Source organism: Ruegeria sp. CF3, from assembly GCF_056537365.1.
The window spans coordinates 68,698-80,861 of sequence record NZ_JBQFRK010000008.1 but is presented as its reverse complement, the minus strand read 5'-3'; the positions used below and the strand labels follow the sequence as shown (position 1 = coordinate 80,861).

At 57.1% G+C, this 12,164-nt stretch carries 11 protein-coding genes; 7 read left to right on the top strand and 4 right to left on the bottom strand.

The window, feature by feature from the left end; genetic code table 11:
- Nucleotides 1–81: 81 nt before the first annotated feature.
- Nucleotides 82–999, top strand: a complete 918-nt coding sequence (locus ACR0KC_RS20405) for a hypothetical protein (protein ID WP_480772200.1) — start codon at nucleotides 82–84, stop codon at nucleotides 997–999.
- Between the two features lie 25 nt (nucleotides 1,000–1,024).
- Nucleotides 1,025–2,581, top strand: a complete 1,557-nt coding sequence (locus ACR0KC_RS20400; protein ID WP_480772199.1) for a phosphate ABC transporter substrate-binding/OmpA family protein — start codon at nucleotides 1,025–1,027, stop codon at nucleotides 2,579–2,581.
- Between the two features lie 3 nt (nucleotides 2,582–2,584).
- Here ACR0KC_RS20400 and radC read toward each other — a convergent pair whose 3' ends face one another.
- The 3 genes from radC to dnaK all read right to left on the bottom strand — a co-directional run bounded on the left by radC (nucleotide 2,585) and on the right by dnaK (nucleotide 6,633).
- Nucleotides 2,585–3,340: a RadC family protein gene (gene radC, locus ACR0KC_RS20395; RefSeq protein WP_170515434.1), complete on the bottom strand. Its 756-nt coding sequence runs from the start codon at nucleotides 3,338–3,340 to the stop codon at nucleotides 2,585–2,587.
- Between the two features lie 159 nt (nucleotides 3,341–3,499).
- Nucleotides 3,500–4,651, bottom strand: a complete 1,152-nt coding sequence (dnaJ, locus tag ACR0KC_RS20390; RefSeq protein WP_170399308.1) for a molecular chaperone DnaJ — start codon at nucleotides 4,649–4,651, stop codon at nucleotides 3,500–3,502.
- Nucleotides 4,652–4,725: 74 nt separating this feature from the next.
- On the bottom strand, nucleotides 4,726–6,633 hold the full coding sequence (gene dnaK, locus ACR0KC_RS20385; protein WP_170399312.1) for a molecular chaperone DnaK: 1,908 nt from the start codon (nucleotides 6,631–6,633) through the stop codon (nucleotides 4,726–4,728).
- Nucleotides 6,634–6,845: 212 nt separating this feature from the next.
- Here dnaK and ACR0KC_RS20380 point away from each other — a divergent pair, with 212 nt between their 5' ends.
- Nucleotides 6,846–7,448: an alpha-ketoglutarate-dependent dioxygenase AlkB gene (locus ACR0KC_RS20380; protein WP_170613526.1), complete on the top strand. Its 603-nt coding sequence runs from the start codon at nucleotides 6,846–6,848 to the stop codon at nucleotides 7,446–7,448.
- Between the two features lie 54 nt (nucleotides 7,449–7,502).
- Here ACR0KC_RS20380 and ACR0KC_RS20375 read toward each other — a convergent pair whose 3' ends face one another.
- Nucleotides 7,503–8,330 (bottom strand): ABC-2 transporter permease, encoded by an 828-nt coding sequence (locus tag ACR0KC_RS20375; protein ID WP_170408775.1) that lies wholly within the window; start codon nucleotides 8,328–8,330, stop codon nucleotides 7,503–7,505.
- Between the two features lie 122 nt (nucleotides 8,331–8,452).
- On the opposite strand from ACR0KC_RS20375, the gene cysQ reads away from it, so the two are divergent.
- The 4 genes from cysQ to ACR0KC_RS20355 are packed head-to-tail and all read left to right on the top strand — an operon-like array spanning nucleotide 8,453 to nucleotide 12,073.
- The gene (gene cysQ, locus ACR0KC_RS20370; protein ID WP_480772198.1) at nucleotides 8,453–9,250 is read left to right on the top strand and encodes a 3'(2'),5'-bisphosphate nucleotidase CysQ; all 798 of its coding nucleotides are present in this window, start codon (nucleotides 8,453–8,455) and stop codon (nucleotides 9,248–9,250) included.
- Nucleotides 9,250–10,050, top strand: coding sequence for a 3-deoxy-manno-octulosonate cytidylyltransferase family protein (locus tag ACR0KC_RS20365; protein ID WP_170408777.1), 801 nt, complete (start codon nucleotides 9,250–9,252; stop codon nucleotides 10,048–10,050). Before cysQ ends, ACR0KC_RS20365 begins: the two co-directional genes overlap by 1 nt.
- Nucleotides 10,047–11,030 (top strand): UDP-glucose 4-epimerase GalE, encoded by a 984-nt coding sequence (gene galE / locus ACR0KC_RS20360; RefSeq protein ID WP_480707515.1) that lies wholly within the window; start codon nucleotides 10,047–10,049, stop codon nucleotides 11,028–11,030. Before ACR0KC_RS20365 ends, galE begins: the two co-directional genes overlap by 4 nt.
- On the top strand, nucleotides 11,000–12,073 hold the full coding sequence (locus ACR0KC_RS20355) for a glycosyltransferase family 2 protein (protein ID WP_480772197.1): 1,074 nt from the start codon (nucleotides 11,000–11,002) through the stop codon (nucleotides 12,071–12,073). Before galE ends, ACR0KC_RS20355 begins: the two co-directional genes overlap by 31 nt.
- The last annotated feature ends 91 nt before the right edge of the window (nucleotides 12,074–12,164 follow it).

Genomic DNA, 12,164 nt, shown 5'->3' with positions numbered 1-12,164 from the left:
CAATGAGTCCGCCTCACGGCCACATATTGGCCTTGATTGGGAAGCAAATTGCGAATCGCTCCTTCAACTGGGGAGGGTGTCTTGTTTGTCATTAAGAACTACGTGACCACGGGCGGAACCGTTGCCTGCGCTCTGGCCATTGGATATTTGATGCAAAACGGATCGGCGCAGCAACCCAATGCTGAGCCGAGCGGTGAACGCGTCGCTTCGATCTCGGAGCAGGACTCGGACCTGACCGGACTGGAAAGCGTTGTCCTGACCTCTTCTTCCCCGACAGAAGCGCGTCCCAAGGATCTATCTCAATCCACGCGCCCGGCGCAAGAAACCAGCCGTTTGCCTTCGAATTGCGATATGAGCGCGCGCGCCATGGCTGTGCCCGGCGCCAACGTACGGCTGCGGGTCAAGGCTCCCTGCCACGCCAATGAGATCATTGAGGTTCATCACAACGGGCTGGTTTTCAGCACCGAGACCGATGCGCTTGGCGGCTTGAACCTGACCATCCCGGCGCTGTCGGAATACGCTATTTTCCTGATCTCGCTGCCGGATGAGAAAGGCACCGTTGCGACGACGCATGTGCCCGAGATCAACAGCTTCAACCGGGTTGCCTTGCAGTGGCAGGGCGAAACCGATCTGCAGCTTCATGCGCTGGAATTCGGCGCAGGTTACGGGGAAGAAGGCCACGTGTGGTCCGGGTCCCAGACCGGCGGCTCGGGCTCGGTGATCCATCTGGGTCAGGGCGGTTCGGACGTCGCGCGCAATATCGAGGTTTATTCATACCCCATCGAGACCGCAACCGAGGCCGGAAGTATCACACTGTCGGTTGAAACTGAGGTCACTGAAGCAAATTGCGGCAAGCCCCTAAACGTGCAATCATTGGAATGGCGCGCGGAACGGCTCCGCTCACGCGACCTGTCGCTGGATATGCCCGGTTGTGAGGCAGCTGGCGATTTTCTGGTGTTGAATAATCTGTTCTCAGACCTGACAATCGCTGCCAAATAAGCAGCAGGCAGATCTACGGTTTCCAATGAACATTCTTCGTGCGGCGTTCGCCGCGCTTTTTGCCTTATCCTTGGCACAAAGCGTATTCGCGCAGGACATCACTTTGACCTCGCATGACGGCAAGGTAGAGGTGGTCGGCACCCTTCTTGGTTACGACGGTGAATTCTACCGTGTCGATACGCAATTCGGAGAGCTGACGGTCGATGGATCGGGGGTCACCTGCGACGGCCCAGCTTGCCCCAACCTGACGGATTTTGTGGCCGAAGTTCGTTTCTCTGGCTCATCAGTGATCGCCGAGACACTGCTGCCCGCGCTTGCACAGGGCTTTGCCATCGAGGAAGGGTTAACCCTGTCACAGCCCGAGGGCACCGGAGACCTGCGGGTCTACGCCCTGAATCAGCCTGATCGGCAGGCGCCTTTGGCGAGGTTCATATTTCGTGCAACGGATACGGCTGACGGCTTTATCGATCTGGTTGAGAACACCGCAGATGTCGTGTTGGCGCAGCGGGAAATTCGATCAGACGAACTGGAGTTGACCAGAGCCGCTGGGCTCGGAGATCTGACGCAAACCCGCCGGTCGCGTGTCTTGGCTCTGGATGCAATCGTGCCAATCGTGTCGGCCGACAATCCCGTGCGCCAGATATCGCTTGCTGATCTGGTGAAGGTTTTCACCGCCGAGGTCGCAAATTGGGGCGATCTCGGTGGGCCTGATGCGCCGATCTCTCTGCATCTGCCACAGGTCGGTTCCGGGCTGGATCAGGCGGTCGAGGATTTGCTGTTAGCACCTGCCAACGCACATATGACCGCTCAGATCACGCGCCACGATCGAAACAGCAATCTGGTGCGCACGGTCTCGAACGACCCGTTCGCGCTCGGCGTCGCCAGTCTTGCCGAGGCCGGGACTGTGCGCGCCCTGCCTCTGACCGGTGGGTGCGGACATGCCCTGTCGGCAACACGGCAATCGGTCAAGACCGAAGATTATCCGCTGACCTCACCCATGTTTTTCTATTTGCCACAAAGACGATTGCCCAAAGTCGCGCGACAGTTTTTGGCCTATACCCAAAGCAGCGCCGCACAGATGGTCATCCGGCAAGCCGGATTTGTCGATCAATCCCTTGAAACAATCCAGGTTGGGCTGCAAGGCGATCGGCTGGCCAATGCGATCAGCACCGGTGGAGTTGAGGTCGGGTTGCAAGAGTTGCAGCGCATGATCGAAACTCTCCGTCCACTTTCGCGGCTATCTTTGTCCTTTCGGTTCGAACCGGGGTCGTCGCGACCCGATGCGCAGTCCCGGTCAAACATCTTGAACCTTGCGCAAGCTTTGGAGAGCGGAACGTTGGAGGCGCGTCAATTGATCTTTGTTGGGTTTAGTGACGGCGAGGGCGCGGCGGTCGCCAATTCACGTATTGCCCTGCAGCGAGCCAAAACCGTCCGAAACGCAGTGCTGGCATCGGTCGAAACCAGCCTCCCCGACAGCATCGAAATCAGTGTCGAGGGCTTTGGCGAGGCCATGCCGATGGCCTGCGACGACACCGAATGGGGCCGCAAGGTGAATCGTCGGGTCGAAGTTTGGATCCGATAACCCTTACAAATAGCCTTGCGAGCGGAAACTCAGTTCAGCCGATTTCCCGATGATCAGGTGATCATGCAAAGTCAGCCCAAGGGCGGAACACGCATCCTGAATCCGGTTGGTCATATCGATATCCGACTGCGACGGCGTCGGATCACCGGATGGATGATTGTGGACCAGGATCAGAGCCGAGGCATTGAGTTCCAACGCCCGCTTCGCGACCTCTCGCGGATAGACCGGCACATGATCGACTGTGCCTTTGGCCTGCTCTTCATCCGCAATCAGCACATTCTTGCGATCTAGATAAAACACACGAAACTGCTCGATCTCGCGGTGCGCCATCGTGGTGTGACAATAGTCCAGAAGCGCATCCCATCCCGAGATCACATGCCGTTGCATCACCCGGGCACGCGCCATGCGATGGGCACAGGCCTCAAGGATTTTCAGATCGGTAATCACCGTGTCCCCAACGCCTTTGATCTGACGCAGCCGTTCCTCGGGTGCAGTCAACACACGATTGAAATCACCAAACGCATCCATCAGCGCGCGCGCCAGCGGTTTCACATCCTGACGCGGGATGGATCGGAACAGAGCAAGTTCCAGCAGTTCATAATCCGGCATCGCTGCTGATCCGCCAGACATGAACCTTTCGCGCAGCCGCTTGCGATGGTCTTTGATGTAGGAGGGTAACCGACCAACGGGCAGCGGCTGCGCCGGTGCTTCATCCGTATCGAACAGCATGGGGGCTTCGGCAAAGGCGTCTTGGGTCATAACACCACTCTGACGCAGAATCGGTTTCCGAAAAGTTAACGCGCTCTATCCCTGCCCGCCGGATCGGCAACACACGGATCCCCTGTTTCATCTGGCCATAAATATCTCGGGGGGGGTCGCCCAAAGGGCGATGGGGGCAGAGCCCCCCTGCTTAACCGTTTAACCCTTCATGCCATCCCAGAAGGACTTTACAGAAGAGAAAAAGCTTTTAGATTCCGGATGGTTATCCTCACCCAAATCGTCAAACTCACGCAGAAGTTCTTTCTGACGACTGGTCAGATTGACCGGAGTTTCCACGGCAAGTTCGATGAACATATCCCCGATGCCTCCGCCACGCAGAGCGGGCATGCCTTTGCTACGCAGGCGCATCTGGCGACCCGACTGGCTGCCGGCAGGAATCTGTACACGACCGCGACCACCGTCGATGGTCGGCACCTCGATCGAACCGCCAAGTGCTGCCTTGGCCATGCTGACTGGCACACGGCAATAGAGGTTCACGCTGTCACGTTCGAACAGCTTGTGCTCGGAAACTTCGACAAAAATATAGAGGTCACCCGGAGGACCACCACGCATTCCGGCCTCACCCTCACCGGCCAGACGAATCCGGGTGCCGGTCTCGACACCGGCAGGGATGTTCACGGACAATGCGCGATCTTTTTCAACACGCCCCGCACCTTGGCACGACTTACAAGGGTTCTTAATGATCTGACCCAAACCAGAGCAGGTCGGGCAGGTGCGCTCAACCGTGAAAAAGCCCTGTTGCGCGCGAACCTTGCCCATGCCGGAACAAGTCGGACAGGCAGTAGGTTCAACACCACCTTCGGCACCAGTTCCCTCGCAAGAGGAACAGGCCACAGCCGTAGGAACGTTTATGGTTTTCTGCAGGCCTGCATAAGCCTCTTCCAGCGTGACCCGCAGGTTATAGCGCAGGTCTGAACCGCGTGCAGCGCGACGGCCCCCGCCTGCCCCACGCTGGCCACCCATGAAGTCGCCGAACAGATCGTCGAACACGTCAGAGAACGCGCTGGAGAAATCGCCCTGACCGAAGCCGCCACCGGGACGGCCGCCGCCGCCACCCATGCCGTTTTCAAACGCAGCGTGACCAAAGCGGTCATAAGCGGCTTTCTTGTCAGCATCACGCAGAACATCGTAAGCCTCGTTGGCCTCTTTGAACTGCGCTTCGGCATCGGGGTTGTCCTTGTTGCGATCGGGATGCAGCTGTTTGGCTTTCGAGCGAAAGCCTTTCTTGATCTCATCCGCAGAAGCGCCCTTGGACACGCCGAGCACTTCGTAATAGTCGCGTTTGGACATCAGTATTTCCTTCTGCCTCAACGTAATCGGGCCGGCCCGGCAACCGGACCGGCCCAAATTGGCCCGGTTACCCGTTAGTTACGCTTGTCGTCGTCCAGATCTTCGAACTCGGCGTCGACAATGTCATCGTCACCCGGCGCGGCATCTGCGGCTGCGGGCTCATCTTCGCCCTCTTCCGCCTGTGCCTTATAGATCGCCTCACCCAGTTTCATGGCCGCTTCGGTCACGTTCTGGATGCCCGACTTGATCTTGTCGGCATTGTCCGTTTCCAGCTCATCCTTGAGCGCAGCAACGGCCAGCTCGATCGCTTCTACGGTCGACGGGTCGACCTTGTCGCCATGTTCCTCGATCGATTTCTCGGTCGCGTGGACAAGGCTTTCGGCCTGGTTCTTGGCTTCGACCAGCTCTTTGCGGGCCTTGTCTGCCTCGGCGTTTTCCTCGGCATCCTTGACCATCTTGTCGATATCTTCGTCCGACAGACCGCCCGAGGCCTGAATGGTGATCTTCTGCTCTTTGCCAGTGCCTTTGTCCTTGGCCGAAACCGAGACAATGCCGTTGGCGTCGATGTCAAAAGTCACCTCGATCTGAGGCATGCCGCGCGGTGCGGGCGGGATCTCTTCCAGATTGAACTGACCGAGGATCTTGTTGTCCGCAGCCATTTCGCGCTCACCCTGGAAACAGCGGATGGTCACGGCGTTCTGGTTGTCCTCGGCGGTCGAGAAGACCTGGGACTTTTTCGTCGGAATGGTCGTGTTGCGGTCGATCAGTCGGGTGAACACGCCACCCAGTGTCTCGATGCCCAAGCTGAGCGGGGTCACGTCCAGCAGAACCACGTCTTTGACGTCGCCCTGCAGAACGCCGGCCTGAATGGCGGCGCCCATGGCAACAACTTCGTCCGGGTTCACACCTTTGTGCGGCTCCTTACCGAAGAACTTGGTGACCTCTTCGATCACTTTCGGCATCCGGGTCATACCACCGACCAGAACAACCTCATCCACGTCGCCAGCCGACAGGCCCGCGTCTTTCAGGGCAGCCTGGCAAGGCTTCATCGACTTCTTGATCAGGTCGCCAACCAGCGATTCCAGCTTGGCACGGGTCAGTTTCATGACCATGTGCAGCGGCTGACCGTTCGAACCCATCGAGATGAACGGCTGGTTGATTTCGGTCTGCGAGGTCGAGGATAGCTCGATCTTGGCTTTTTCAGCGGCTTCTTTCAGACGCTGCAGGGCCATCTTGTCGGCAGACAGGTCGACACCGTGTTCCTTTTTGAACTCATCCGCCAGATAGTTGACGATGCGCATGTCAAAGTCTTCACCACCTAGGAAGGTATCGCCGTTGGTCGACTTCACCTCGAACAGGCCGTCGTCGATTTCCAGAATGGTTACGTCGAAAGTACCACCACCAAGGTCATAAACCGCGATGGTTTGGGTTTCTTCCTTGTCCAGACCATAGGCCAGAGCAGCCGCTGTCGGCTCGTTGATGATCCGCAGCACTTCCAGACCGGCAATTTTACCGGCGTCTTTGGTGGCCTGACGCTGAGCATCGTTGAAGTATGCCGGAACGGTGATGACTGCTTGCGTGACTTCCTCACCCAGATAGCTTTCTGCGGTTTCCTTCATCTTGCCCAGAGTGAAGGCCGAGATCTGGCTTGGGGAGTACTTTTCACCGCGGGCTTCAACCCACGCGTCGCCATTGCCGCCATCAACGATGGCGTAGGGCACCATTTTCTTGTCTTTTTCGACTTCTGCATCATCCACACGACGACCGATCAGACGCTTGACGCCAAAGATCGTGTTGTCGGGGTTGGTGACCGCCTGACGTTTTGCAGGCTGACCGACCAGACGCTCATCTTCTGTAAAAGCGACGATCGAGGGCGTGGTCCGCGCCCCTTCGGCGTTTTCGATGACCTTCGGCTGCGAGCCGTCCATGATGGCCACACACGAGTTGGTGGTACCGAGGTCAATCCCGATTACTTTTCCCATATTTTCAATCCCTTTCCATTCAAGGCGATGTCCCGAGGGTTGGACCCGTTGCGGCATCCTGCCCCCGATTGATGTGCGCGACAGCACTACACCATCGCGCGTCGAGGCGTATATAAGGGCGAGAACAGGGGCCTGCAAGCGTTCAGAAACGCAGGTTTTCGGGAATCTGTGGCCTTTTTGGCAAGGTTTTGGCAAGGTTTGGGGATTCTGGAATGGCGCGGCTGTTATTGCGCGGATTTGATATTCGGAAAGGCTATTTGGATGCGGCGGCGCAGTCGCATCTAGTTGACCTGCTTAGGCCGATTCTGAAAGTGGCACCGCTTTATCGGCCCGTGACACCTTCGGGCAAGGAAATGTCAGTGCGCATGACCTCGGCCGGGGTGCTGGGATGGGTCACTGACCGGGCGGGCTATCGGTATCAGGACACGCACCCAAAGGGCATGACATGGCCCGCGATTCCAGATGAGATTTTGACCATCTGGCAGGACCTGACGGGCGCGGATCGCCGGCCCGATTGCTGTCTGATCAACTATTACGGTGAAGGCACCAAGATGGGCCTGCATCAGGACAAGGATGAGGCCGATTTCTCGTGGCCCGTGCTGTCGATTTCATTGGGCGATGACGCGCTATTCCGCATCGGCAATACAACACGGGGCGGCAAGACCGAGTCGATCTGGCTGAGCTCGGGCGATGTGGTGATCATGGGCGGCCCGGCACGCTTGACCTATCACGGGGTTGATCGCATCCGGTTTGGATCATCCAAACTTTTGCCAAAGGGCGGACGCATCAACCTGACTTTGAGAGTCGCAACGTGAAACACAATCCAAATTCGGGATCAGCTTTTCAGGATAAAGTGTGCACCGCCAAGATCAGCGTCGCGCATCCCAGCTTTTCGAGACCTGCTTACGGGTATAGAACTCGCCCAGCAGGCCGATCATCGTCAGGATTATCCCGACCCAAAGCGCGTATTCCCAACTGGAGTTGCGGGGAAAGTAGTTTCGGAACACAAAACCACGGCATTGATCTATGATGTGAAACAGCGGGTTCCACGCAAACATAGTCAGCATGAACCCACCCAATGCGTTGCCGACGAACATCTTGCCAGAAAATATCATGTTCAGACGACGGTACATACTTGTCAGGATGCTTACCGTATTTGGAAACCAGGGCTTTAGCGCCAGAAACACAAGACCGACTGAGCATCCTACAAACCATGCCAGCAAAAGCATCCCAAAAGCACCGCCGGGCTCCTGAATTACAAGGGGCGAGACGGCTACGCTGTAGACGAACAGGATGACCAGGATCGAGACAAGCTGCGTGTACAGAATACCGAAGGCAGATGCTGACAACATCACCATCATGGTCATCGGCGAATGCAGTGTCATCGGATTGTTGCCGGATCCAACCCCGGCGATAGCAGCGACAGACTTGATATGCGTCAGGAACAGAAAAACTCCGGAGAGCAGGAACAACACCATCTCGCCCCGGATTTTGGCCATGCCGGTCATTCGACCAATTAGCGTCATAAGTATATAAAACGCCGTCACCAGAAGAACGACCTGAACAATGTTTATCAGGATTGCGATCACCGCATTTGAATGCTGCGAGCGGATATTGCGGACCACCGCATGGAATATAAGCTCGGCGGTGGTGAAAACCCCGCCCAGCAACGACTGATTTCGCTTGTAGTGAAACACTCGAATACTCTTTCCTGCTGTGTCAGCCGCAAATTGGCACGAAATTCTTGCTGTTCCGTATCCATCGCATCATAAGTCCGTGAGATGCCCTGATCAACAAACCACAGGAACGGAGCTTTTTTGTGACCTATGACGCGCTTATTCCCGTCATCCGGCGGCTGGCCTTGCAGGCAGGCGACAAGATCATGCAGATCTATGAAGCGGATGATTTCGGCGTCAAGGTCAAGTCAGACTCAAGCCCGGTAACCGAGGCGGACGAGGCGGCGGATGCTTTGATCTCGGCCGGATTGCGCGAGGCTTTTCCAGATATCCTGCTGGTGACCGAGGAACAGGCAGCTTCGCATTCCGAAAAGGGTGAAACCTTTCTGATCGTTGATCCTTTGGACGGCACCAAAGAGTTCGTCAACCGGCGGGGCGATTTCACGGTAAATATTGCTCTGGTCGAGAACGGCGTGCCGACGCGCGGTGTGGTTTACGCACCGGCGCGGGGGCGGATGTTCTATACGCAAGCCGATGGGCAAGCTGTCGAGGAAACCGGCGCACTGGACAAAGATCAGCCGGGTGTGTTGACGCCAATATCAGTCTCTAAACCAGACAATTCGGCGCTGATGATCGTTGCATCCAAGTCGCATCGGGATCAGGCGACCGAGGATTACATCAACAAATATCAGGTGCGCGACACCAAAAGTGCCGGGTCGTCGCTGAAGTTCTGTCTGGTGGCGACGGGAGAGGCCGACCTCTACCCCCGTGTTGGCCGCACCATGGAGTGGGACACCGCTGCGGGCCACGCGGTTCTGGCCGGTGCGGGCGGACATGTGGTGCGCTTTGACGACCATTCGCCGCTGACCTATGGCAAAGACGGCTATGCCAATCCATTTTTCATCGCCTATGCTCCAGGCGTTGAGCTGAAGGAAGCCTGATGTCAGTATTGATTGCCATTCCCGCGCGCTACGCTTCGACCCGCTATCCAGGCAAACCTCTGGTTCCGCTGACCGGGGCAAACGGAACCAGCATGACTCTGATCGAACGATCCTGGCGCGCTGCGATTTCCGTGTCAGGCGTAGATCGCGTGGTTGTGGCAACCGACGATGACCGTATCCGCGAAGTCTCAGAGGGATTTGGTGCCGAGGTGGTGATGACTTCAGACACCTGCCGCAACGGTACCGAACGCTGCGCCGAGGCGCACTCGGCTCTGGGTGGCGGTTATGACATCGTCGTCAACCTGCAAGGGGATGCGCCTTTGACCCCGCATTGGTTTGTTGAAGACCTGATCTCGGGTCTGCGCAACGCGCCAGATGCGGGTGTGGCCACCCCCGTGCTGCGCTGTGACGGGGACGCACTGAACGGATTACTGAACGATCGCAAGCAAGGCCGGGTCGGGGGCACTACAGCGGTGTTCGGCAATGACCACAGCGCGCTTTACTTCTCGAAAGAAGTGATCCCTTTCACAGCCGAGACCTATGCCAGCAGTGACCCGACACCGGTATTCCACCACGTCGGAGTTTATGCCTATCGGCCTGACGCTCTGACTGCTTATCCGGGCTGGACTAGCGGTCCGCTGGAGACACTGGAAGGGTTGGAACAGCTGCGCTTCATGGAAAACGGCCGCAAGGTTCTGTGTGTCGAAGTTGAAGCCAAAGGTCGTCAGTTCTGGGAGCTGAACAACCCGCAGGACGTGGCCAAGATCGAAGAAATGATGGCCGCTATGGGGCTTGAATGACAAATATTCTGGTTACAGGTGGTGCAGGTTATATCGGCTCTCATGCCTGCAAGGCACTGGCAAGGGCGGGGTATACGCCCGTAACCTATGACAATCTTGTCACCGGATGGCAGGACGCGGTGAAATTCGGCCCTTTCGAGCAGGGCGACCTGCTGGACCGCGCCCGGCTGGACGAAGTGTTCGCCAAATACCAACCCGCCGCCGTGATACATTTCGCCGCCCTCAGTCAGGTCGGCGAAGCGATGGCTGAGCCCGGAACGTATTGGTCGAACAATGTCACCGGTTCGCTGACACTGATACAAGCGGCTGTGGATGCGGGATGTTTGAACTTTGTGTTCTCGTCGACCTGCGCCATCTATGGCGAACATGACAACGTTGTGCTGGACGAGAGCACTCAGCAGCAGCCATTGAATGCCTATGGTGCTTCGAAACGAGCGATCGAGGACATCTTACGTGATTTCCAAGCCGCATATGGCCTAAAGCACGTGATCTTCCGCTATTTCAACGTGGCCGGGGCCGACCCGGATGCCGAAGTTGGAGAGTTTCACCAACCAGAAACCCATCTGGTGCCGCTGATGCTGGACGCCATCGATGGCAAGCGGGGTGGCTTGACTGTATTCGGCACCGATTACGACACACCCGACGGCACCTGCATCCGCGATTATGTACACGTCTGTGATCTGGTCGATGCACATGTACTGGGGCTAAAGTGGCTAGAACAGGGCAAAGAAAGCCGCGTGTTCAATCTGGGCACCGGGTCGGGGTTTTCGGTGATGGAAGTCATCGAGCATTCCAAAGCCGTCACCAACCGTGCGGTGCCGTATAGCATCGGCCCGCGCCGAGCCGGGGATTGCACGCGTCTAGTTTCAGGCTCGGTCCGAGCCAAGGAAGAGCTGGGCTGGACACCAAAAAGATCAACGTTAGAGACGATGATCACGGATGCCTGGCGTTGGCATCAGAATGGCAGCTATACCAAGTGAACCTTGAGGATCAGCCGCTTACCTGGGTGCAGCGCTACAAGCTGCGCCTGAAACGCAAGCGGCTGTTGTGGCGATCCTTTCGCAGCCGCCATCAACTGAAGTCGTTGACTGACAACACGCAAAAGATCACACCCGGCGCCATTCTGGCCTTTACCACGCTGCGGAATGAGATCAGCCGTCTGCCGTGGTTCTTTCACCATTATCGCACGCTGGGCGTTGATCATTTTCTGATGGTGGATAATGGCAGCGATGACGGCTCGGTCCCGTATTTGCTTAAACAGCCGGATGTGTCGCTGTGGCGGACTACGGCGAGCTATCGAGCGTCTCGGTTCGGGTTGGATTGGCTGACTTGGCTGCAGTGGAAATTTGGGCACGACCACTGGACGTTGATGGTCGACGCCGATGAGTTGCTGATCTACGCCCATCACAACACCCATACGATGCGCGATTTAACTGCATGGCTGGACGCGCGCGGTCAAACCACGTTTGGGGCGATGATGCTGGATCTCTATCCCAAAGGTCGGCTGGGCAAGCAAAGTTATGATCCGCATTCCGATCCAACCGATTGCCTGAACTGGTTTGACCCCGGCCCCTATCGTGCCCAGCGCCAAAGGCCGATGGGCAACCTTTGGGTTCAGGGAGGCGTACGCGAGCGGGTGTTTTTTGCAGATCAGCCCCAAAAATCACCGACCCTGAACAAAATCCCTCTAACCCGGTGGTCACGGCATATGGCCTATGTGAATTCGTGCCATTCCGCGCTGCCCCGGTTCCTGAATTTTGAATATGACGGTCCGAGTGGGCAGACCGCCTCGGGCGTGTTGTTACACACGAAATTCCTGCCCGAGGTTGTCGACAAATCGCGGATCGAAAAACAGAGGCGGCAACATTTTCATGACCCCGATCGGTTCGACGCCTATTATGACGGGATCATCAGCGGGCCTGATCTTTGGACTTCTGACTCGGTCAAACTAGGTGATTGGCAACAGTTACAAGACCTTGGGCTCATGAACGCGGGCGGATTTCCTGCCACAGGGGGGAAGTAAACCGGATTTAAACCCGTTGCCTCACAAGGTGCAGAGATGTCATAAAACGTTAATGTCCGGCACCACTCAGGCCTCAGGCGGCCCCGGGCAG